The sequence below is a fragment of the Prevotella sp. E9-3 genome (assembly GCF_022024015.1).
Classification (GTDB): domain Bacteria; phylum Bacteroidota; class Bacteroidia; order Bacteroidales; family Bacteroidaceae; genus Prevotella.
Genome location: NZ_CP091786.1, coordinates 3,695,678 through 3,720,475, shown reverse-complemented (window position 1 = coordinate 3,720,475; position 24,798 = coordinate 3,695,678). Strand labels below are relative to the sequence as shown.

Annotated in this window: 14 protein-coding genes; 3 read left to right on the top strand and 11 right to left on the bottom strand. The window is 49.6% G+C overall.

Annotated elements, in window-relative coordinates; genetic code table 11:
- Window positions 1–197: 197 nt before the first annotated feature.
- From L6475_RS14435 to rnc, 3 genes are all read left to right on the top strand, one after another.
- Entirely contained in the window at window positions 198–434 is a 237-nt protein-coding gene (locus L6475_RS14435; protein ID WP_237821251.1) for an acyl carrier protein, read from the top strand.
- A 196-nt stretch (window positions 435–630) separates the two neighbouring features.
- The gene (fabF, locus tag L6475_RS14430) at window positions 631–1,893 is read left to right on the top strand and encodes a beta-ketoacyl-ACP synthase II (RefSeq protein ID WP_237821249.1); all 1,263 of its coding nucleotides are present in this window, start codon (window positions 631–633) and stop codon (window positions 1,891–1,893) included.
- 135 nt (window positions 1,894–2,028) lie between these two features.
- On the top strand, window positions 2,029–3,162 hold the full coding sequence (gene rnc, locus L6475_RS14425; RefSeq protein WP_237821247.1) for a ribonuclease III: 1,134 nt from the start codon (window positions 2,029–2,031) through the stop codon (window positions 3,160–3,162).
- 106 nt (window positions 3,163–3,268) lie between these two features.
- Here rnc and L6475_RS14420 read toward each other — a convergent pair whose 3' ends face one another.
- The 11 genes from L6475_RS14420 to L6475_RS14370 form a co-directional block, all read right to left on the bottom strand.
- Window positions 3,269–5,341 carry an AAA domain-containing protein gene (locus tag L6475_RS14420; protein ID WP_237821245.1) on the bottom strand — a complete coding sequence of 691 codons (2,073 nt, stop codon included), beginning with the start codon at window positions 5,339–5,341 and terminating at the stop codon, window positions 3,269–3,271.
- A gap of 3 nt (window positions 5,342–5,344) precedes the next feature.
- Window positions 5,345–6,124, bottom strand: a complete 780-nt coding sequence (gene cdaA, locus L6475_RS14415; protein ID WP_237821242.1) for a diadenylate cyclase CdaA — start codon at window positions 6,122–6,124, stop codon at window positions 5,345–5,347.
- A gap of 5 nt (window positions 6,125–6,129) precedes the next feature.
- Entirely contained in the window at window positions 6,130–6,924 is a 795-nt protein-coding gene (gene folP, locus L6475_RS14410) for a dihydropteroate synthase (RefSeq protein WP_237821239.1), read from the bottom strand.
- An 87-nt stretch (window positions 6,925–7,011) separates the two neighbouring features.
- On the bottom strand, window positions 7,012–8,025 hold the full coding sequence (locus L6475_RS14405) for a DUF4369 domain-containing protein (RefSeq protein ID WP_237821237.1): 1,014 nt from the start codon (window positions 8,023–8,025) through the stop codon (window positions 7,012–7,014).
- Between the two features lie 159 nt (window positions 8,026–8,184).
- The gene (locus L6475_RS14400; RefSeq protein WP_237821235.1) at window positions 8,185–9,864 is read right to left on the bottom strand and encodes a tetratricopeptide repeat protein; all 1,680 of its coding nucleotides are present in this window, start codon (window positions 9,862–9,864) and stop codon (window positions 8,185–8,187) included.
- Window positions 9,865–10,047: 183 nt separating this feature from the next.
- A complete protein-coding gene (locus L6475_RS14395) occupies window positions 10,048–11,949 on the bottom strand; it encodes a RagB/SusD family nutrient uptake outer membrane protein (protein ID WP_237821233.1) in 1,902 nt (633 codons plus the stop codon).
- A 30-nt stretch (window positions 11,950–11,979) separates the two neighbouring features.
- Entirely contained in the window at window positions 11,980–15,276 is a 3,297-nt protein-coding gene (locus tag L6475_RS14390; protein ID WP_237821231.1) for a SusC/RagA family TonB-linked outer membrane protein, read from the bottom strand.
- Window positions 15,277–15,300: 24 nt separating this feature from the next.
- Window positions 15,301–17,094, bottom strand: a complete 1,794-nt coding sequence (locus tag L6475_RS14385; RefSeq protein WP_237821230.1) for a fasciclin domain-containing protein — start codon at window positions 17,092–17,094, stop codon at window positions 15,301–15,303.
- 129 nt (window positions 17,095–17,223) lie between these two features.
- The gene (locus L6475_RS14380) at window positions 17,224–19,347 is read right to left on the bottom strand and encodes a fasciclin domain-containing protein (protein WP_237821228.1); all 2,124 of its coding nucleotides are present in this window, start codon (window positions 19,345–19,347) and stop codon (window positions 17,224–17,226) included.
- A gap of 112 nt (window positions 19,348–19,459) precedes the next feature.
- The gene (locus L6475_RS14375) at window positions 19,460–21,268 is read right to left on the bottom strand and encodes a RagB/SusD family nutrient uptake outer membrane protein (RefSeq protein ID WP_237821226.1); all 1,809 of its coding nucleotides are present in this window, start codon (window positions 21,266–21,268) and stop codon (window positions 19,460–19,462) included.
- 119 nt (window positions 21,269–21,387) lie between these two features.
- Window positions 21,388–24,771 carry a SusC/RagA family TonB-linked outer membrane protein gene (locus L6475_RS14370; RefSeq protein WP_237821224.1) on the bottom strand — a complete coding sequence of 1,128 codons (3,384 nt, stop codon included), beginning with the start codon at window positions 24,769–24,771 and terminating at the stop codon, window positions 21,388–21,390.
- Window positions 24,772–24,798 lie beyond the last annotated feature (27 nt).

Below are 24,798 nucleotides of genomic sequence, written 5' to 3'. Positions count from 1 at the left end.
GAAATTGATGTGTATTTCGGGGAGTTTAGTGGTGCAAAGACACTTCTAAACTCCTTTTTTTGCACAAATCGGTAGTGTGTGTGCAAAGAAAGTGTAGTTTTTATTTAAAAAATTTGTGTAGCTCAAAGAAAATGTGTTACTTTGCACCGTTTTTCACGATAAGAATCTATTTATTAACATTTTAAACAAGAAAAATCATGTCAGAAATTGAAAGCAAAGTAAAGGCAATCATCGTAGACAAACTGGGTGTTGACGAGGCTGTTGTAAAGCCTGAGTCTAGTTTTACTAACGATCTGGGTGCAGACTCTCTGGATACTGTAGAGCTCATCATGGAATTTGAGAAGGAGTTCGGTATCAGCATTCCCGATGACAAGGCTGAGAAGATTGGCACCGTTGCCGACGCTATTTCTTATATTGAGGAGAACTCAAAATAATAAAAAGTATTTCCGAGCCCCCTAAGTTCTTAGCTGCGCAAAGCGGCTGAGCCGAGCGAGGGGGGGTGGGGGTCTGAACAGACAAAAAGCCCCCTAAGTTAGGGCTCAGGTCTGAACAGATCTTCAAAGGTCAAAAGAACATTATTATTGTTCAGACCCCCAACCCCTAACTTAGGGGGCTTTTAACACAATTATTATGGAACTGAAAAGAGTAGTAGTGACAGGACTTGGCGCCGTTACTCCATTGGGCAACAACCCCGAAGATATGTGGAAGAACATGTTGGCTGGTGTGAGTGGTGCTGCTCCTATTACACATTTTGACACAACCAACTTCAAGACCACTTTTGCCTGTGAGGTGAAGGATCTGGATGTAAATCAATACCTGGACCGCAAGGAGGCCCGCAAGATGGACCGTTACACACAGTTGGCTCTGATTGCAGCCAAGCAGGCCGTTGAGGACTGTGGCTGGGATTTGGAGAAAGAAGACAAAAACCGCATCGGTGTGGTATTTGGTGTAGGCATCGGTGGTATCAAGACCTTCGAGGATGAGGTGTGCTATTATGGTTCACACCGTGAACAGGGACCTAAATTCAATCCCTTCTTCATTCCGAAGATGATTGCCGACATCGCTGCCGGACAGATTTCGATCATGTATGGCCTGCACGGCCCCAACTATATCACGGCTTCTGCCTGCGCTTCTTCATCGAACGCACTGGCCGATGCCTTCAACCTGATTCGCCTGGGCAAGGCCAACGCTATTGTGGCCGGTGGTGCCGAGGCAGCTATCTGCGAGACAGGTGTAGGCGGTTTCAACGCCATGCACGCTCTCTCAACCCGTAACGACGAGCCTCAGAAGGCCAGCCGTCCGTTCAGCGCCAGCCGCGACGGATTCGTCATGGCTGAAGGTGCCGGTTGCTTGATTCTTGAAGAGTTGGAGCACGCCAAGGCTCGCGGTGCAAAGATTTATGCCGAGATGGTAGGTGCCGGTATGAGTGCCGACGCTCACCACATCACTGCCTCTCACCCCGAAGGACTGGGTGCTAAGCTGGTGATGCAGAACGCTCTGGAAGATGCCGGCATGAAGCCCGAGGACATCGACTACATTAACGTACATGGTACTTCAACTCATGTGGGCGATATCTCAGAGGCCAAGGCTATCAAGGAAGTGTTCGGTGATGCAGCCTTCAAGCTGAATATCTCGTCAACAAAGTCAATGACTGGTCACCTGCTGGGTGCTGCCGGCGCTGTAGAGGCTATGGCCACCGTACTCGCAGTGAAGAACGACATCATTCCTCCCACTATCAACCACGAAGAGGGCGATGAGGATCCGGAGATTGACTATAATCTGAATTTCACTTTCAACAAAGCACAGCAGCGCACTGTTCGCGCCGGACTCTCAAACACGTTCGGTTTCGGCGGTCACAATGCCTGTGTAGTGTTTAAGAAATACGAAAATTGAGAGTTGAGAACTGAGAATTGAGAGTTGAGAGGTATGATTAGTTTTGCTGATGGCAAGTTTATTGCGTACAGTGTAATCATACCTCTCAATTCTCAATTCTCAGTTCTCGGTTCTTATTATTAATTCTCAATTAATATGATTGTTTTTTTTGAGCGTTTGCGTCTGCCTTTTCGAAAGGATAAAGAGTTGCGTAGGTCTCTTTATAAGGTGATGGGATTCTACCCCAACGATATCAGTTACTATAAGACAGCACTGACTCATAAAAGCTCGGGACAACGCAACGATAAGGGAAAACCACTGAACAACGAACGATTGGAATTCCTGGGCGATGCTATCCTCGATGCTACGGTGGGACATATCGTGTTCGCACATTTCAAAGGCAAGCGTGAAGGATTTCTTACCAATACCCGCTCGAAGCTGGTGAGCCGAGAGACGCTTGGAAAACTGGCCGAGGAAATGGGATTGACCGATCTGATTCAGAGTCGCGGACAGTCGCGCTCGCACAACAGCTACATGGCTGGCAACGCCTTCGAGGCTCTCGTAGGCGCCATCTACCTGGATTTGGGGTATGCAGCTGTTATGCGATTCATGGAAAAGCGCATTCTGGCTCAGATGGTGAATATCGACAAGGTAGCGTATAAGGAGGTGAACTTCAAGTCAAAACTGTTGGAGTGGACGCAGAAGAACCGTGTGCGCATGGAGTTCAAGATGCTGAATCAGGAAAAGGACAGTCAGGGTTCGCCAACCTTCGGATTCCAAGTGCTGATAGAAGGTGTGGAAGGCGGTAGCGGAAAGGGCTACTCAAAGAAGGAGGCCCAGCAGATAGCCTCGAAAGAGACACTTCAGAGACTGCGCCGCGAACCCCAGTTTATCGATGCTATCTTTGCTGCCAAGAGCGACCGTACAAAGATGGAGGAAGAACCTACGATGGCTGCTCCTAATCTGGAGGCGGAGAAAACGAACTTCATCATTGAGCAGAACAAGACTTCTGAATGGTATTCAGAATTTTCTGAAGAGACTGAAAATAAAGAGGTCAAAGAGTCTTCAGAGCATACTGCAAACAACAAGAAAAAGACCAGAAAGGCTGCCAAAACAGTTGAGAAGGATGCAGAGGAAAAGGAACTGAAAGAGGAATCTGTAGTAGCGAAAGCTGCCGAGGATGACGATTTCGACCTCTCAGACATTTCCCACAATACCACCGAACTGGATAAAGAGGATATTATTGCTGCTGCTGAGGCGGCAGCGTTTGCGGAGAAAATTGACGATTGAGAGATGATAATTGAGAGGTGAGAACTGAGAACTGAGAGGTATGATTAGTTTGCTTTCCATTTATTCCCTCATAGCAAAACTAATCATACCTCTCACCTCTCATCTCTCAGTTCTCACCTCTCAGTCCCTGAATATACTCCCAAAGCTTGCGATAGAAAGGATGGCGACAAAGGGTGTGGCGGTCGCCAAGAATAATCAACTTCATGCGAGCACGGGTGATAGCCACATTCATACGACGAAGGTCACGGAGAAATCCTATCTGGCCTTCGTCGTTGCTTCTTACCAGTGATACAACGATAATATCGCGCTCCTGTCCCTGAAAACCGTCAATGGTGTTTACCGTGATAAGACTGCGGAAAGGCTTGAAAAACTCACTCTTCTTGATCATCTTACGCAACAGCTGTACCTGAGCGCGATAGGGAGAGATAATACCTACATCGAGGCGCTCACTGAGTATGCGCTCCTTACCAATCATTTCGTAATAGGCCTGAAGGGCAAGGAGCGTGAGACGGGCCTCAACCTTATTCACTCTTCCAAATGACTCACCGACGAATTCTTCACTGGAAAAATGAGAATCGGGAGTTGAGCCTTCGGCTTTGCCGCTTGACTTGTCCAAGAATTGGGAGGTATGATTAGTTTTGGAATCTGGAAGGTGATCATACCTCTCAGTTCCAAGTTCGGAGTTCTCAGTTAGAAAGGCGCTCGTTTCTATCCATGTCATCGGCAGATCCAGGTCGAGGATGCTACGGTATTTCACCTCTGGAGCCGATTCCACCATATTATCATAGAACCAGTCGCTGGAGAAACGCATAATCTCTTCGTTCATACGATACTGAAGAGTGAGCAGGGTGACTACATCGGGCTTTTGGTCAACAATACGCTCCATGAGGGTCTTGCCTAAACCACCCTTCAGGGCTTCATAGCTCTTCACGGTGGGAGGCAGCTGACAGTGGTCGCCGGCAAAGATAACGCGTGAGGCCCGGCGAATGGGAATCCAACAGGCAGCTTCAAGGGCTTGTGCAGCTTCATCGATGAACAACGTGCCGAACTTCATACCGTCAAGGAGCCTGTGACCGCTTCCAACGAGCGTACAGGCGATAACACGGGCCTCACCGAACAATTCCTGATTGATGGCTATTTCGAGGGCTGTAGCGCGTTCTTTCAGGCGCTCCAGTTTCTGGTGGAACTTCTCATCGCCTCGCTTACGGTTCTTGCGCAGTTCGCGGATGGTCTTTCGGATAGACCACAGCAGTTCGTAGTCGGGATGGGCCTCAAAGCGCCGTTCGTAGGTGAAGGACAGCATCTTGTCGTCAACACGTACGGGATTGCCGATGCGTAGCACGTTCAGACCACGGTCAACGAGTTTCTCTGATATCCAGTCAACGGCCATATTGCTCTGTGCGCATACCAGTACCTGACTCTCACGGCGCAGGGTTTCGTAGATGGCTTCTACAAGGGTGGTGGTCTTGCCTGTTCCTGGAGGACCGTGGACGATGGCTACATCCTTAGCCCTGAGCACCTTGTTGACAGCCTGCTCCTGGGTGACATTCAGGTAGGGGAAATGCATATCGGGGAAGGAAAAGGTCTCGGCCTTCATGGACGGACTGTAGAAAAGATCGCGCAGATAGCCCAGTCGTCCCTTGGCTCGCATGGTACGTTCAAGGGCATCGAACATCATGCGATAGGAAGTTTCGTCAAAACTTAGCTGTATGCCAATTCCTTCCTGCTGGAGGTTGCCAACAGGAAAATTGTCGGGCACTACAACCACCATGCGGTCGCCATCGCAGAAAGAGACGGAGCCGGAGAATTTAGAACTGAGAGGTGAGAGTTGAGAGGTATGATTAGTTTTGCCGACGTTTTTCTCGCCCTGAGAGTAATTGTCAGCTGTCAATTTTGAATTATCAATTCTAAAGAAGCTCACCGGACGGCCGTATTCAAAATTGTGTTCAATGTCTTCATCGGAGTTGGTGGCACGGAACACTTCCACACAGAGTTGGTTCAAGGAGTTGTAATAACTGCGGCCAACACGGATGGGCCACCAGGCATCACCACGCTGAATACGGCGCTGCAAACCGATGGCATCAACTTTCTGTTGGAAAGCCTTCTTCTCTTCTTCGTATTCCATCTGCAGCAAAAGTTGCTGGTGCTGCAGTTCAAGGATAGGCGATGATGAGGGCATGGTCTAAATCATTTCCTGGGTGAGTATGGACTCCAGTTCTTCTGACGAGATGCGCCTGCGGAACTGTCCGTTTTGCGCTACGGTGATACTGCCTGTCTCTTCAGAAACAATAATGGCCAGTGCATCACTCTCCTGTGTGATGCCAAGTCCGGCACGGTGGCGCAATCCCATGCTCTTGGGAATATCGAGACTATGGCTCACGGGCAGGATGCAGCCGGCAGCGCAGATACGCTGGTTGGCAATGATCATAGCACCATCGTGGAGGGGAGAGTTCTTAAAGAAGATATTCTCAATGAGTCGCTGGTTTATATCGGCATTGATGGTCTCACCCGTGGTCACAATATCGGTGAGGGGGGAATGGCGCTGGATGATGATGAGGGCGCCCACCTTTCCCTTCGACATGGAGATACAGGCCATCACAATAGGAAGGATGGCACGCTTCAGGCCTTCAGTATTACGCTTGTTGGTATGACCAGACGAGAAGAATCGCAAAAAAGTCTGAATGCGCTGGCGTGTTCCTAAATCGTAGAGGAACTTGCGAATATCGTCCTGGAAAATCACAATCAGGGCAATCACACCCACAGAGACCAGTTTGTCGAGTATTCCACCCAACAGGCGCATCTCAAAAATCTGTGACACGAAAAACCATCCCAGCACAAATATCATGATGCCTACAAAGACGTTGATGCTGCGCGATTCGCGCATCAAACGATAGAGGTAGTAGAGCATCAGTGCTACCAGGAGAATGTCGATGAAGTCTTTTAAACTGAATTGTAGGAACATTTTTTTTAGGGGAATTGGGTGAGCGTGATGCACTCTGCAGCGGCTTTGACATCGTGGACACGAAGGATGGAGGCGCCTTTCATCAGCGATATGGTGTTCAATACCGTAGTGCCGTTCAGAGCCTCGGCAGGCGTGCAGTTGAGCGTTTTAAATATCATGGACTTGCGCGAGATGCCTACCAGTAGGGGAAGGTCGAAGACCAATAGTTTCTCCATCTCGTTCATAAGCTGGAAATTCTGTTCGAGGGTCTTGCCAAAACCGAAACCGGGGTCAAGGATGATATCTTTCTGACCAAGGTCGCGCAGGTGCTGAACTTTCCGGGAAAAAGCCAGAAGGGTTTGACGGAGGTCGGGCTGTACCGACATCAGAATATAAGGGACTCCAAGGCGAGACACCATACGGAACATCTCGTCACCACCCTCACTGACATCGTTGATGATGTGGGCACCGAACTCTTCTACCGTCATCCGTGCTACGGAAGGACGGAAGGTATCGATGGAGATAGGGAGGGAAGAATGGAGGGTGGATAATTCGGAATTGATAATCTGAAGGGCAAAGCGCATGCGCTTCATTTCTTCTTCTTCGCTCACCTCACTGGCGCCAGGACGGGTAGAGTAGGCACCGACATCAATCATGGCTCCTCCTTCATCGATAATCTGATGTACACGCTCTATAATGGCCTGTTCGGTCTGGGTACGACTTCCTGCATAGAAGGAGTCGGGTGTGGCATTGAGTATGCCCATCACGCAGGGACGGCTGAGGTCGAAAAGACGACCGTTGATGTTGAGAGTGGAGGACATGTTTAATTGATAATTGATAATTGATAATTGATAATTGATAATTGATAATTGATAATTGAGAGGTGAGAGATGAGAGGTGGATGTATATTAGGGTTTGGAAGTGAGGAGTTTTTCTATTTCTTTTTCCAGGGATTCCTGTTTCGTCAGGTTGCGGAGAAGAATGCGACCATGACGGTCGGCAATGACATTGGAGGGCATCGTGGTGAAACCGAGTCCCTTGGCCATTGGTGTTTGCCACATACGGCCGTCATTCACCACATAGTCGCCGATGGTGTCACGGCGCAACCAGTCGGCTCCTTCCTGACGGGTGGCATCAATGCTGATAGCCATCAGGGAGATGTGACCAGGGTGTTTCTTCTGAAGTTTGCGAACGGCATTGACCAGCATACGGCTTTCGTAGTTCCATGTGCTCCACAAACAGAATACGTTGACATCCTTGCGAAATTGTTCGTTGGTGAGAACCCTATTCTTGATATCAAGTACAGCAAATAGGGGAATCTTGTTGCCAACAGCACCATTGTTCAAAATGCGCAACTGTCTGTACAATTGCAGAACGGCCTGCTGACGGGGATTGGCCTGAACCATGAGGCGGCACAAACGGAGGGTCTCGTGATAGTCTGGTTCGGCCACATCAACAAAATAATGGCGCAACAAAAACAGACTGACCAGTGAGGCGGGATTTTCAGTGATAAACTCTTTAGCTGCCTGAATCTCTTCTGGAGGAGTCATCTGAGCAGCACGCAGACGGAAAGCCGTCATCTCATCGTTATCGTCAGAACCTTTCAGGGTGGCCTCTTTCAGATGAGAGGCATCGGCCTTCAACTCCAGCGATATCCCTTGTCCGGTAAAAACGGGCATGAACGAGAAGTTTGGAAACATGAGCAAGAGGAGGGTAGTGTCCTGGCGTTCGCTCTCATAGAAAAACCGTCCACGCTCTACATTGATAGTATCTTTATAGCCTGTGGCGGGATCGATGAGGAACAACTGGGCCTGGTTCATGTTTCTGAACTCTCCCTCTATACGAAAATTCCTGCCCTCTTTCTTACAGGAGAAAAGAAGCAGTGGTACAAGGAGGAGTAAAAACAGATAACGACGTTGCATAAAAGTAGTTTTTTTGATAGGAATAGTAGCTATAAATTCTATAGGTACTATAGATACTATAGATACTATAGTTACTATAGCCACTATATTTAGAAAAGGACTTACTCCCGTTTGCCATAATGGCAAGTGAGGGGGTAAGTCCTATAGAGGGTAAATGAATTACTTGTTCAGCTCAAGATCCTTCTCAGCATACTGACGCAGAGAAGCATCCTTGGCGAAAGCAGCCTGAAGAGCGTTGGAAGCCTCAGACTTGTTGCCCTGACGAGAAGCCAGGATAGCCTTCAGATATTCTGTAGTGGCATCGCCATTCTTGATCTGCTTCAGAGTCTGAGCAGCAGCGGCATAGTTCTTGTTCAGAATCTGAGCCAGAGCAGCTGAGTTGCTGGCTACCTTGCCAAAGTCCTGCTCAGCCTGTGCATACTTGCCCTGAGCCAGGTGCAGGTTGCCCAGAATCTCGTTTACACCGTTGGCGCTTGAAGACTTAGCAATCAGAGCCTCGGCGTTGTTCAGGTTGCCCTCCTGCAGAGCCAGCAGACCAAGGTTGGCATTGGCTTCAGCCTGGTTGGCGTTCACCTTCAGAGCCTTCTCAGCCCAAACCTTAGCCTCGGCATAGTTGCCCTTCTGGTAAGCCAGAACAGCCAGGTTGTTGTAAGCACGAGCATCGTTAGGATAGATCTCAACTGCCTTCTTGTAAGCGTTCTCAGCAGAAGCGGGCTCGTTGTCATAGAGAGTAGCGGCATAGAGCAGTTCCTCTACAGAGAGCTGGGTAGCATCGCTGCTGAGCTGGAACTGAATCTGTTCGTCGTCACGGCCGATGAGCTCGTAGTTGGCAATCAGACGAGCACGGCGCAACTGAGGAAGAATACCGTCGGCCAGTTCGCGGAAAGCTGAAGAGATGGCCTTGATCTGCTCCTCACGCTGCTCAGGATCCTGATACATAGAGAGCACGCGCAGAATCACGTCCTTGTCCTGAATGTTTGAAGCAGCTACCAACTCCTGGAAACCTTCCCAGTCCTCAGCGGTGTACTTGTTGTCAACAGGAGCGTCGCTCTTGGTCTTCTTCATCTGCTTGTTCAAGAAGTCGCTGGTCACCTTCTGGCGCTGACCGGCGAGCTTCTCGTTCAGCTGATAGCCACCATCGGGAGATGCGTAGGCAGAAACTTCGATACCATTAAGTACCTTACCTTCCTGATCCTTAGCAATCTCAGTGAGCAAACGAACGAACTCTTGTACAGAATTGTTCTGCAGCTCGCTCTTACGCAGCTGAGCCTGACCGATAAGGAACTTCACGTTGGCCTCCTGCTTCTGCTCGATAACGCGTTGGAAAGCATCGGGAGCAATAGCGGGCTGTGCCTGAGTAAGAGTGCGCTTGTACAGTTCGCTGGTAGCAATGATACCAGTAGCCACCTTTACAGCAGGAACTTCTACTTCTTTCTTGCCAACCTTAGCCTGGAATGTCAGGTAGAGATCGCTCTGCTGCATTTCGGGCTGATATTTAAAGTTGGTCTTCATGGTGTAACGACCGCCAGTCTTGTAAGAAATGGTCTGGTCGTTGCCCAGTACTTTCTCACCCTGGAAGGTAGCACCTTCACCACGTACAGACTTCATACCGGCAGTAGTCTGATAGCGCAACTCAGGAGTTACGGTTACTACAGCCTTTTTCTTCAAATACTTCTCGGGGAAGAGACCATTGATGGTAGCAGGCACTTCGCCAGCCTGGGTCTCAAGGGGGTTAGGGTTTACACTGAAATTGTCAGCAGAGAGAGCTCCCAGTTTTCCGGAGCATGATGTCAGCAACAAAGCAGCTGCTGATAACAAAACGATTTGTTGTTTCTTCATTTTTTTAGTTTATTATTGTTTTATAAAACACTTTTTTATGCATTTTCATGCAAAGGTACGCATAAAATCGTGATACGTGAAGAATCACTTTGTTTTTTTGTTTTTATTAATAAAATAAGCGCCGCAAATCTCTTTTGCAGCGCTTATAGGGGTTTTATTAAGAGTTTAGACTCCTTAAAGGATTCATTTAAATGGCAAATACCAGTTCTGTTCTGTCTTCAGACGCTCTTCCAGACCGGCAGCCTTGTATCCCAGTTTCTTTGCCATCCAGGCCGAACCGAAGTTGGCTCCATAGAGCGCTTCCTGATTCTTATGGCGGGCAATACGGGTGAGGTCGCCGAAACGGGTTCCCTCGTAGGCCAGTTCGAGTGCCATCTCGTCGCAGATGATATCTTCCATGGCATTGATGGTGTCGTTGAGTGTTCCCGTAGTGGTAATGCCATAGACTGTCTGCAGTTCGGCTATCTTCTTCGTTACTACACTGTCCATCTGATAGGGCGATTCAGTGCCGCGGGTATAGTTGGAGCCACGGCCATGGATGCCCCAGTTGTTTTTGAACTTATTGATATTCTCAGGTGAGAGGAAGGGCAGGGTAGAGGTGAGCAACTTCTCAGGACTGGATTTGGTGGCACCGTTATATACGAAGTCGTCTTTGCGAATATAACGCTTTTTCGTATCATCTTGGCCATCCTCTTTAATAATAAAGTCGATTAAACCATCATAGATACCGTCCTTGAGAATAGCGAAAGCCACGTCGGGATAGCCCATGCGGTTGATGGCCTCGGCCAGTCGCAGATAGACGGTAGCTGAACGGTAGAGAGGAATATTGGCCGAGTTGAACTTGATCATCACCGAATAGGTGGAATCGTTCTTCGAAATCTGGTTCATCGTGACACGACGGCGCAGGTCGCCCAACTGAGCAATATTCACATTGATGGTACCTGTAGTGCTGTTGGTTGGAGTGTAGTAGAAATCCTGAGCTTCAGCCAGTGCAATATAAGAGGCTGAAGCATCTACCTGACGTTCCAGCAGATAACGCTCGTTCGACTCAGACTGTCCACTGGTTGTGCTGTAGAAGTCGTAGCCGAAATAGCGGGGCAGTTCGGTCACGGCACCGCGCAGGCGGTTGGCAGCCAGTGGAATATAGGTAACAATATCGTTGGTACCGCCGTTAAAGATACCTTGCCATGTAAAACCAGTACCGATGATAGAAAACTGTGAAGGCCATTTCTCTTCAAGGAGCATCATGATTTTTGTGGTAGGACTAACCTTGGCTTGATTGGCCACCAGATTGTTGTTTTTGATATACTGGAAATAGTAGTGAGCAGCCTGTTCATACTGATGAGTCTCCAGAAAGAGATCGCCCAGTACCACATCGATAGGCAGCATGGCATATTTCGACTGTATCTTTTTCTCGGTTGGATTGTCGCTGTCGCTACTGTTCAGCACACCGGCACTCACTTCACCATAGCTGGGAACGGGGGTACCGCTATACTTTATCATTTCGGGGGCCAGTTCGTCAACAATAGCCTGCAGGTTCTTGGTAGGGATAGAACTGTTGGCATCGCCGATACTGGTCAGCGGATTGGTATAGAAAGGCACCTCGCCATAGTTCTTTGCTAACTGCAGGTAGGACCATGCACGAACAGCCAGTGCTTCGGCATACTCGGGAATGGTTACCTTGCGGCTACCCGTGAGCAATGAGGTGTCGCGATGGGCCAGATAGTAGTTACAGTTGTTGATGATACGGTAGTACTTGTAGGCCGAGTCGAACTTACAGGTGGCATCGGCAGTGAAGTCGGCCAGTTTCTTTAGGTCGGTCTCGGTATAGTTGTTCACAGCAACAAGGTCACCGCGCATCTCACCCGTCAGCACATACTGGTCGGCCACTTGTTGCAGACCCTTCAGAATGCCAAGGGTGTAGAACATGGAGTCCGTTTTCTGGTCGAGTGCAGGATCGAAAATCTGACGGTCAGAGTCGGTCTCGAAGAAATCGGAGCATGAAGAAAAAAGTGGCATGGCCAGTAGGGCTGCGAAGAGGCCGCAGCAAACAGAACTGGCAATATTATTTTTGAAAGTAATCATAATTCTCAATTCTCAATTTTCAATTAAAAATTACAGGTTAATTCTCACACCGGCAGTGAACGAACGTCCCATGGCCAGTTGTCCGGCATCGATGCCCTGATAGAGCACGCGGTTGCTGATAGAGAACTCGGGATCATTGCCCAGATAATGAGTCAGGGTGAGCAGATTATTGGCTTCGGCCCAAACACTGAGACCCTGCAGCCATTCGAAGTTCACAGGAACTTTATAGCTCAGGCGAACGGTCTTCAGACGGAGGTATGAACCGTCCTCAATCCAGCGGTCGCTGAAGCGTGAGTTACCCATGGCGTCGTCATAGCTGATACGGGGAATATCGGTCTTCTGACCATCGATGCGCCAGCGGTTGGTCATGGCAGTGGTCTGGTTGTAGAAGTTAGAGCCTCCCTCCAGAATGCTACGCTGGTAGTTGAACACATCATTTCCGAGTGAGTAGTTCAGTCCGACAAACAGCGTGAAGTCTTTCCAACTTACGTTTGCAAAGATGTTACCATAGATATCGGGATTGGGATCGCCGATAATGGTCTTGTCGGCCTCGCTGATGATACCGTCACCATTCAAGTCGTCAAACCATACGTCGCCAGCCTTGAAATACTGAGGAGCGCCGGTAGCATCCAACTGATACAGATAACCGCCTTTTCCTGCTGCCAAAGCATCGGCATCGGTGCTGAACACACCATGGGTGCGATAGCCGTAGAACACGCCAACGGGCTGTCCGATGATGGTAGCCACATTGTCTGTGCCATAGATGCTGTTGGTATAGCCATTGGCCGAGAGCTGCCCGTCCACGTAGAGCTTACTGTCGTTGGGCAGGGCCTTCACTTCGTTCACGTAGTGGCCGATAGAGGCGCCTACCTCAATGTTCAGGTTTTTCGATACCAAGGGTTTGCCGGTAAAGGTCAGCTCAAAACCTTTGTTGTCCAATTCGCCGCCATTGCTCCAATACTGGTTGATACCGGCAATAGGATTGTCGAAATGCTTCAGGGTGAGCAGGTCCGACGTGTGGTTCTGGTAGTAGTCGAAGTCAATGCTGATGCGGTTCTGAAGCAGGTTGGCCTTGAAACCGAGGTTGATGCGGCGTGTCTGTTCCCAAGAGATGTTCTCATTGCCGATATTGTCGAGCTGGGCAGCAGTGGTACGCCACAAGTACTTGCTTACGCTGAATGAGGTGCGTGCAGCATAGTTGTTGATATCGTCGTTGCCGCTCAGATCCCATCCGGCACGCAGCATCAGATAGTTCAGCAGGTTGGTCTTGGGGAACCACTTTTCGTTGGTCATCACCCAACCCAGTTGAATACTGGGGAAGAGTCCCCAGCGTACACCGCCCAGTTTCAGACCGTTGGCCTCTTTACCGAAACGGCTATTGCCTTCCATCGAAAGGGTTGCTTCAAGGAAGTAGCGGTTGCGGAAGTTATAGTCAATGTTGGCATACCAGTTCAGTGAGCGCCACTCATCGTTGGCACCGGAAGCTTCCACAAAGTCCATGTTGGTCGAGATATTTGGCGTCTTGTCGTTACCGGCAGTAGAGTACTGGCCCTGCGGCTGGTTGTCGTCAAAGGCAAAAGAAGAGAAGCGCAAGCCGGCAAAAGCTTTCAGATAGTGCTCACGCATCTGCTTGCTGAATTCAAGACGGGTGTCGCTGATAATGGTTGTCTCCTTAGAGAACATAGACATCGCCTTGGTCTGTACACGGCCAATACCATCGATGAGGAAGGTAGGCATGCCACCTTTCGGACGGTAGTAGCGCTGTGAGATACGGTCGAGGGTGTAGTTGAATGCCTCGGTGAGCGAGAGGTTGTCGTTGATTTCCCAACGTGGAGCGATGACGGTGTTGAAATGGGTCATCTCCACACGGTTCTTGTTGATGGCCGATCCGTTTGTCAACAATGCAGTGGGGTTGCCTAACGACAGGTCGCCGTCGAGCATGGTGAGGAAGTCGTCGGCCTCAGAGAGGGTTGACGACAACTGGCGCGTCACATTATTATAAGTATAGGGATTCAAGAACGGTGATTTGATCAAAGCCAGGAAGGTGGGCGATGATACCACACCCTGAGTGAAATCCTCGGGGGCGCCATCGTCGAACACGTCGCGATTGATTTTGGTGTACGACATGTCAAAACGGGTAGTGAGTCGTTTAATCACCTTGATGTCGGTATTGAAGCGCACGTTCAGGCGGTCAAAACCGTTTTCCTTGGCTGTTGACTGTCCGTCGGTATAGCCCAGTGAGAGGTTGTACATACCGATATCGTCACCACCCTGCACATTGATGTTATAGTTCTGGGTGAGAGCCGAGTGATAGACTTCCTTACTCCAGTCGGTATCATTATGATAAGTGCTATAATAATACTTTGAAGGGTCTTCTACAAGGAACTTGAAGGTATTGGCATCGGTGTATTTATTGATGTTGGGGTAGGTTCCCAGCATTTCCGAAGCATAGAGTCGGTACTGCGAAGCATCCATCATTGAAGGGATGTTGGGCTTCAGTGTAACTCCTACGCCGATATTGGCATCGATGCGTGTGGCCATAGAGTGACCGCGTTTGGTCTGAATAAGAATCACACCATTGGCACCGTTGGCTCCATAGATAGCGGTAGCATTCTTCAATACCGTAACCTTCTCCACATCCTCAGGGTTCAGGTTCAGCATCAAGTTGGTGTAGTCGCCCATGTGGAGCGATGAACGTGTCTGCTGCATGTCCTGTGGAATACCGTCGATGACGATGAGAGGCTGGGCATTGGCGGTGAGCGAATTCAAACCGCGGATGAACATGGCTGCGCCGTAGCCAGGACCGCCTGAACGACCGATGGCGCGCACATCAGCACCCAATATACCTTGAATATCTGTTTCAACGGTGAGCGAGGTAGTGTTGCCGAAAGCCTGTGTCTGTGAGGCAGTGATATTCGTTCCGTCTTCATACATGGTGCGGAACTTGTCGGGGAGCATCTCGATGCGTACAAAAGCATCGGGGCCGCCCAGACCCACCTGCTGACTCAGGTACTGTGGGGCATGCACATACAGTGCAGTGGCAAACAAAGGTACCTTGATGGTAAACGAACCGTCCTCCTCACTCATGGCGGTGTAGTGCGAATCGTTCAGTGTGCGTATCATGATACCCTCCAATGGTGCCTTGTTGACGGCATCTACGCAGATACCCTTTATCTCCATAGTGGGATAGTCGGGAACTTTGATCTCAGTCTTTTTCTTTACAGCAACAGCCAAGTCTTCATCATCGGCCGTGTTGTCCTGAGCATAGACCGTCTGGAAAGCAAAAGCATTAACGAATGCAAAAAGCAATATTCCGTATCGTTTCATAATCTTCTATCTTCTACTGTGAGGTTACATAATGAATTTATAGTTGGGATCCTCCAAGAACCGTTCATAGAGTTCCTTGGGCAACAGGATGATGCAGTCGATGCGCAGGGTGCGATCGTGCTCACCTCGGCGTGGGTTACTCTCAAAACGGATGAAAGGATAATTCTCGCCCAAGCCATAGTAGCTGGTGGGGAAGGTCACTTCGCCCAGATCGAGGGTATCAACCTTATTCGGGTTGGTAAGGAAGTTAGCTGAGCCTTCAGAATTTCTCATCTGCTCTTCTTTCAGTTCCAGACGTCCTGAAGTGGCATTGGTGTTGCTATAGCCAAAGAAAAGCTTGAAACGGTTGGGCAGTACCTCTGTTGCATAGCGGTTGGTAATGTTGCTGGGCAGCATCACAGCAAAGGCATGATAAGTAGCCGAGCGGATATTGGGCAGATAGAACGTCACTTTCTCATCGGAAGTAGAGCTATAGGGCTGTACCTCCAGATAGTAGTTATTTGAAACGGTGCCAGGCACATCAGGGTTTCTGTTGGCCGCTGTCACCGATTCGCGGCTGGGGGTGCCGTAGGTGTTCTCGTAGCTGGCCAGCCAGTTGCTGTATTCGGCCTCCACTTTCACTGGCGGACAGATGCCGTACCATACAGGAGATTTAATTTCATCTGTTACAAAGATGTTACCGTTGCTCTTGTCAACACGTGTGCTTCCTTTCAGCATTTCAGCAGCATCTTTGGCAGTGAAAATTCTACCCGTAGTGCTTACTAATGAGTCACATACCAAGGGCTCACCATCTTTCAGGTTTGCCAGTTTCTTATTGTCATACAAACGGTTGTTGAAGAACAGATTCTCCAGTATCCACATTTTTGAGATAGAGTCCTGCAGGTGTACAGGGTCAACAATCTGGATGGTGGTATCCTTTTTCGTGGTGATATCAACGAATTTACGTACGCGGAACTCATCGGGATACTTGAAATACTCGCTGACGCGTGCATATTCCTTCTTCCATGCATCGTCGGTAGGCATCAGCATCGAGTAGCTACTGTCCTCACGGTTGATGTAAGCGTTGAAGAAACTATAAAGGTCGTTATGCGCCGTATAGATGGTATCCAGATAGGTAATCTCGCCATCAACAGCCGGACCTTTCACACTGCGATTCTCATCGAGCATCAGTGTATCAAAGCTATGATAGAATTTGCTGATAAAGTCTAACTTAAACTGTTCGTTGTTCAGTGACTCGTAGATGTTAGGCAGGAATGGAATCTTTCCGTCGATCATGTGGATGATGCCGTTGTTGCCGCCAATACTGGGCAGTTGCAGTGCCACGTCCTGAATGGTGTAGCCGCCGGCAGCCGAGGCAAAGTTCATCACCTTTTTGTTCAGCATATAGATGTGCTCGTCTATCTGTCCTGAAGCAGGATAGTTGTTACGAGCTATATGGTTTTCAATGAACTGGTGCAGCACACGGTCGTTCTGCTCGTTCTTCAAGGCTTCATAATCGAACGTGTTGTCCTTTGGTGCCCATACGGTGAAAGTCTGTGCCTGGTCGAGCTGACTGCTATATCCGGTCTTCTCGAGCAGGTCGGCAAACTGTTTGAGCTGATCGTTCTTCTGAATGTTGGTCAGCAGCGATCCACGTTGTGATTCCGTCACCGAAGTATTGGCATCGAAGTGGTCGTCCCAGTCGGAACAGGAAGCAATGGAGAAGACCAGTAGGCCTAACCCCAAGACTCTCCCCCAGCCCCTTCCTGTGAGGGAGGGGAGTGAAAAGACTCGGTGATGGACTGATTCCTTGAGCTTTATTGTGATATATTTTTTCATAATCAATACTTGATTAATTATTACAATGTTTATTTCTTATTTATTCTTGAGAAATAGATATATTCCCCTTTATTTCACTTCTATCTACTCCCCTCCCTCACAGGGAGGGGCTGGGGGAGAGTTTTCTTCTTAATACATATCCTCCACGTATAGTGAGTTATTGTATATATTCTCGGGGCACAGTTCGATGTAGTCGAGGTGGAACTGAGCCTTGTCGTCTTCAATCACGTTCTTGAAGCGCAGCCAGTATTCACCCTGTTCGAACTTCTGTTTCACCAGAATACGACGCAGGTCTTTATAGTGGAAACGGGCCTGTACTCCCTGAGCACCCAGTCGGTAGAAGAGCGGACCACGCATATAACCAAGGTTGCGCATACTGATATCAGTGGCAACGCCCTGGTCGTCGGTAGTGTTGGGATTGCACCATCCGGTCTGTACGTCGGGAGTGCCGTCGCTGTTGTTAGCAGGAATGATACGCATGTCGAGCGGGATGTCGAGTGCGCGCATTGAGGTCAGTTCGGGCGATGAGCCTAAATAGAACTGTACCATACCGCGTGATGATTCAGCAGTATAGCCCAGACGCAACTCATAGGTACCGTCAGGAACGGGTGGCAGGCGCATGGCAAAGTCGTACGAGCCCATGCAGTTGAACTCATCACCCTGGTAGTTACTCCAGCTGTTCACCTGTCCGGAGAGGTAGTACAGGCGAGTATCTTCACCGTTATAGATACGCAGGTTCTCAAAGTAGCCTGAGGGAATGCGGATATAGTCGCCACCCAGACCACCGTCCTTACCACTCTTGTTGCCGTTCATGGCTTTTACCAATGAGTCTTTCACCTGACGGAACGAGTTGGACATCATTTCACCAAACAGGGCTGCATCATCAAAGCGCAGGCGTTCGTTCAGTACTCCGTTGGGTACGTCCCAGTCATAGACAAGTACACCATTGATGGGGTGTATATAGCCGTTCTTGGCTGCTGTCTGGTTGTTCAGAATCTCGATGCCTTCTTTTCCAGGCATCACGTTGTGCATAGAGCTGGTTCCCAGCAGTCCTACACGGTCGGTCAGGGTGTTGTTGGCTATCCAGCGGTTGATGAGGCGCTTGCCGCTTACGTTGGTCACCTTCAGCAGGGTGTAGGGCAGCATGGTCTCATAATATTCGAAACGGGTCATACCGGCCGTTTCGTTATAGGCATATACAAACTTCTCGTAAGGAACCTTACATTTCAAGATGTGGTAGCGTACGAACATGTTTAGTGCGTTGTTGCTCTTTTCAAAGTCGCTGCTGGTACTCACAGTGATGCCGTGGTTGCGATAGTAGTCGTACCAGCCTTCTTTGTTTTCAGTATCTTTGCTCTTGGCGCAGTTTCCATACACCTTATTAGCATAGGCTACCAGTCCATCGAAGTCGGGTGTGAAACCTTCGGCAGTGAGTTTAGCCGTCAGGGCATCGTTGGTTTCAGCCAAGATGGTGTAGCCCATCTGACATTCTTCAGGAACGTAGAAGTCGTAAGTATTGGTGGGCGCCTCATAGTTGGTGTTGCTCTCGGCGGTAAGTGAATCCATCAAACCTGTCTGCTGCAAGGCTTTAGCAAAGATGCTCAGGTTTTCCAGTCCGGCCAGCTCACCGCTGATGAGGCTGTTTGAACGGGTAATAACATGATTAATCTCGTGCACAACACCGTTCTCCAGCTCAACATCCATGGCATTGGCCTTGATGAAGGCATCGCGGTTGATTACCACATTATGGGTAATGGTGTCGAGCTTGGTGTTGATGTCACGACCCAGGATGGTGCGTATGGTCATACCGTTACCCATGTTGACAGTGAACACCTTTGTGCTCACCAGGTGGAACAGGGCAATATCCTTGCACAATGAGTCGGTCAGTCCGTCCAGACCAGGACCACTCATGCCGTTGTGGGGCAGGTCTTTATTGCTCATGTCGTTATACAGACTGTCAATATAGCTGTTGAGTGCCTCGTTGTTAGGAGCAAAACAGGTATATTTGCCGTAGGCCGACAGAATCTTGTCATAGCCGATGCGAGTCAGAATCTGGTTGAAAGCACTGAACTGATCATTTCGGTTAACAAGATAGTCTTCGATGGTCTCACCGGTAAAGGTATATAGGTTCGACTCGTCAATGTCTTCCTTACAGGAGCTGAGAGTAAGCAACAGGAGACCCACCCCCAGACCCCTCCCTGTGATGGAGGGGAGTATATAGTTCCGTATTATCTGTAACAAACTTTTTTTCATATTCTTAATTTCTTAAGCTTTTTTGATTATTTTGTTATAATATCCATTCCCCTCCCTCCAGGGAGGGGTTCTCGCCTTGCGAGCGTCCTACGGCCGAGCGAGGGGAGGGTCTTTAATTCTTCGAAGTGCTCTTCTCCTGCTCCCACACGGGGTTCTGTTTCAGCAGGCTGTTCACCTTCGTTTCAGACTCTTGAATTGGCCAGTAGAAGAAGGGCTCTGTCTTCATCTTATAGACAGCAGCTCCCAGACCGCCATCGCCGTATTTGCGGACAATCATTTTCAGCATGGGCTGATAGGTCTCGGGCCATACGGTCTGATCGGCCATCAGGCTGTTGATGTCGGTACCTGTCATGTGGCGATAGCTATAGCGCAACAAGTCGAACCAGCGCTTGCCCTCGAAGCAGAGCTCACGCTCACGCTCGTTGAGTACCAGCACTTCCATCTTCTCCTTGGTGTTGTATTTGGTGAAGTCGAGCACATCGGTAGCATTTTCGGTCATGGCGCGCTTGTTCACGGCGTCAACCAGGTCGAAGGCTTTCTGCAGTGTAGCCTGATCAGTATCGTCGGTGGCCAGTTCCACAAGAGCTTCGGCCTGCATCAGCATCACATCGGTCAGGCGATATACCACCCAGTTTTGCTGGAATTCCTTGAAATCACGACTGTAGGTCTTTGAGGTATTCTCCAGCATGGGTTGCGGACTTGTGGTCACCATCTTGCGAACGCCCAGTTGTTCAGCTTCAGCCTCGCCGGCATCATACACATTGTTCCACATGCGGTAATCGTTGGTCGAGAGATAGATTTTCTGTCCCTGTTCGGTATCGGCATTGTCGGCCGCAGAGTTGAACACGGGCGAAGCCATGACAATACTGTTCTTGCGCTCCTTCTCATCATTATTATAATAATAGTCGCGAATGGCCGTATTAGCATTGTTGCGACCGTTGTACTGCCATTCCAGAATGCTCTCAGGGGCATTTCCTCTGGTGAAGATGTACATGTACATATATTCTTCCAGTAAGTGGTAGCGATCTACAAAACCAGTACCGATGTTGCTGGAAGTACTGTTGGCTTTGAAATACTCATCCTTGGCAGTAATCACACGTTCGGTCAAAGTGACTACTTGCTGGTAGTCGCTCTTACTGTGTGTCATTGCAGCACGCCACAGATAGATATCAGCCAACAGGGCGTTAGCGGCATCGCGGGTGATATATCCGTAGTTGCGCCAGTCGCCATAGCCGAAGGCACCGCTCTTCATTAGGTAGGGCAGGGCCTCGTTCAGGTCGTCTATACAGTGCTGCAGTACCACAGCGGGCGTGCTCTGAGCCACCGGTTCAATCTGACTGTCGTCCTCGATGGCTTCCTCCATATAGGGAACATCGCGGAAGGCACGTACCAGATAGAAATAGCACAATGAGCGAAGTGACAGCATCTGTGCGCGAACTGTCTGATAGTCGCCCTGAGTGAACTCGGGGTCTTCCTCCATCACCTCAGGCGCATGCTTCAACACCACATTACAGTTGTTGATAACGTGATAGAAGGCACTCCACGAGCAATAGCTCATGGTAGGCAACAGGTTCACAGCATCGATATTATCGAGAGTCTGGTCGCTCAAATCACTGCGCTTCACCAGTTCGTCGGAGCGATAGGCTCCCCACATGATGGCACGTGTCTGGATAGAGTAGTCGAGCATGCTTTTATAAACACCGTCAACCATCTGGTCCACGTCCGACTTCGTTTTCCAGAAGTCCTGACCCACAATGCGGTCGGTGGGATATATGGTAAGGAAATCATTGCAGGAAGTCATGGTCATGGCCAGAAGACCTAACCCCAAGACTCTCCCCCAGCCCCTCCCTGCGAGGGAGGGGAGTGAAAAGACTCGGCGACTGAGTGATTCCTTGAGTTTTTTTGTGATATATTTTTTCATAATCAATACTTGATTAATTATTACAATGTTTATTTCTTATTTATTTTTAAACGATAGATGAATTTCCCCTTCTATCTACTCCCCTCCCTCATAGAGAGGGGCCGGGGGAGAGTCTATCATTAGAATCCCACCTGCAGGTTGAAAGTTACTGACTTAGAACGTGGAGTCTGCGAGTTATCGTAGGCAATACCCCACGAACCGGGTGAGTGTTCAGGGTCGGTGCCGCTGTACTTGCTGAAGCAGAGCAGGTTCTGTCCCGACAGACTGGCTGTCAGACGGCGCAGGCCAAGAGGCTTGAGCAGTTTCTTGTTGAAGTTATAGCTCAACTGTACATAGCTCATACGGATGAAAGATGCATCCTCTACGTATCGGTCGCTGCCCAGGAAGTTCCAACCTGTGTCAAACATGGCGCGTGGTATGGTGGTCACATCGCCGTTCTTACGCCAGCGCCAGTTTACAGCCGAGCTCTGGTTGTAGGCATTGAACATCTGTTCCAGGTTCATCTTCGCTGAGTTCACAATCTTGATACCCTCACGATAGTTGAAGCTGGTTTTCAGTGACCAGTCAGCATACTGGAGGTTGAAACCGAAACCGCCATTGAAGTGGGGGTTCGAGTTGCCCAGATAAACGATATCCAGCGAGTTGATCTGTCCGTCGTTGTTCACGTCCTCATAGATGGCATCACCACCCTGGAACTTGTAGGCATCATCGCCACTGCCGCTATAGTTGTAAACCATGCGGATGGGCAGCCCCCTTGAGTCCATCATCACCTGTCCGTTGTTGTCGATGGCGATAGGAGCTGTCTTGCCGCTGGGCAGGAACTCGTTGTTGATGAAGTTGCGCAGCTGCTCGCCATCCCAACCATTGCGTTTCTTCAGGTTGGTCAGGTATTCATAGGTGTACTGATAAACGCCCTTATAGCGCAGACCATAGATAGAACCGAGTGGGTTGCCCTTCTGAATACGGTTCAGGTACTGACCGCGCTTGCTCGAGTCCCAAGTAGAGTTGATGCTTTCCAGCACGCTCTCGTCCATTTCAGTAATCTCATTGAAGTTCTGAGAGATATTGAAGTTGGCCGATGCACTGAACTTGCCCACTTTGATGAACTTGTTGGCCTGAATGTTCAGTTCCCAACCCTTGTTGGTCATCTCGCCCACGTTGGCCCAAGCCAGTGAGGTGTAACCGGCGGTTGATGGAATGCGTACGCCCGACATCAGCAGGTCGCGGGTGCGTTTGAAATAGTAGTTGAAGTCGCCGGTGATACGGTCGTTCAGGAATCCGAAGTCACCACCCAAGTTGATCTGTGTGGTACGCTCCCATTTCAGTTTGTTCAGCTGCAGACCCTCTAGGTAGGTAACAGGACGGGTATTGCTGACGTTACCGTAAACACCCGAAGTGTTATACTTGGCATACTGCAGGTACTGAGATCCTGGCTGACGGCCTACGATACCCCAAGAAGGACGGAAGGCGAGGGTAGAGACCACAGGCTTCATCCATTTCATGAACGGTTCGTCACCGATAATCCATTTTGCTGACAATCCGGGGAACCAGCCCCATTTCTTAGAGTCACCAAACTTTGTAGTACCGTCGGCACGCAGTGACGGACCGAGGATGTAACGCTCCTTATAGGCAAAGTGACCGGTATAGACCATTGACATGGAGCGCCACTGGCCGTTGCCTGTTGACATGCCTGAAAGGTAGGTGTCGAGGGTGGGTGAGGTGGTGCCGTTGGGCACGTTCTCTGTCACCACGTTCTGGCTGTTATCGTTGCCGGTAATCAGTTCCCACTTGGCCAGCATCTGTGCCTTGATGTCCTCGTTGTTGAAATGAGGAACGAAGGTCAGCTGATGACGGGTGGTCAGTGCCAGTGAGTTATAGTCATATACCTGTGACTTGTTGTAGTCGCTTGAGGTCCATCCGTCGGTGTTCAGTGAGCCGGGCCAGTATTTAGGCTCGCTCTTTGAGAAGATGTCGATATAAACAAGACCGGTATATTTCAGTCGGGTCTTGTCGTCGCTCTTGCCTAACAGCTCATAGTCAATCTTGAACTCAGGCGAGATGCGATAGGTTTTCTCCTTGCGCCAGGCCTGATTGGCAATAGCCACAGGGTTACCCTTTGAACGAATATCGCTCAGTTGCTTGGCTGAGGTGCCTGCCACACTTGAACCGATTTCATTGTTCTCGCCCGAAGGCAGCATGATGTAATACTCGTCGGTGTCTGTACCGTCGGCATTCTGACGATATACACTCATGTTTGGAGCCGTGGTCTGTGCGCGTCCCAGAATGTTGTCGTCATAGTTGCGGTTGTTGGCTGTATAGGTCAGGGGGAAGGTTGTCGAGAACTTGATACGGTCAGAAACGAAGTAGTCCAAGGCCAGCTTAGTGGTAAAGCGGTCCAGGGTCTGCTTGATAATGGTACCGTTCTGGTGGTCGTAACCGGCCGAGATACGGAAGTTGGCCTTCTCACCACCACCGGTGATGGTCAGGTAGTGATACTGGCTGATGCCCGTTTGTGTCACTTCCTTCACCCAGTCGGTGTTGTTGTTCCAGTTCTCAAACTCTGCCCACGACTTGTTGTAGTTAATCTCGTTGATGTTTGTAGTGGCGTTAGCACTCTGAGCAGGATTGTAGTACATCTCCTTCAGCATCATGGTGTAGTCGTCACCATTCAGTAGGTTGTAGCCCTTTGGCTGCCAAGAGGCCTGCACACGCAGCGAATAGTCAACCTTGGTAGCACCGCGGGCGCCGCGCTTGGTACGGATGCTGATCACACCGTTGGCACCGCGCGAACCCCAGATGGCCGTAGCGGCAGCATCCTTCAGTACCTGGATATCCTCAATGTCGGAGGGGTTCACAGAGAGCAGTGAGGCATAGGTCTCCTCATTGGCGTTCTGGAAGTCGAAGTTCTCGTCGGGGTTGTCGAAGATATTGTCGTCAACAACGATCAGGGGTTCTGACGAACCGTTGATGGTGGTCACACCACGCAGGCGCATGGAAGTACCGGCACCCAGGTTACCTGAATTGGCCACAATGTCCAGACCGGCAATCTGACCCTGCAGGGCCTCGTCGGCAGAGGTGAAGGCCAGACCTTCCACTTCACTCATGTTGAAAGTCTGTGCGGCTACTGAAACCTCACGTTCGGGAATGGCCAGACCGCCGCTGTTGAACTTACGCTTAGCGGTAACTGTTACTTCCTGAATCTGAGTGGCATCTTTCATCACTACATTGAACTTGGTGCGTGTGCCGATGGGCAGCACCTGAGTCTTGTAGCCCACATACGATATCTTCAGTTTGTTCTTGGCATTCTTTACCGTCATCGAGAAGTTACCGTTGAAGTCGGTCTGTACGTTCGACACGATACGGTTGTTGTTGTCTATCTCGACCACGTTACACATCATGATAGGACCCATGTCGTCGCTCACCGTACCAGAGACGCGCACTTCCTGGGCCATGGCCATCATCAGATTAAAAAATGAAAATATGAATAATATCAGTCGTTTCATAATGTCTTCAATCTTTTAGGTTCTTAA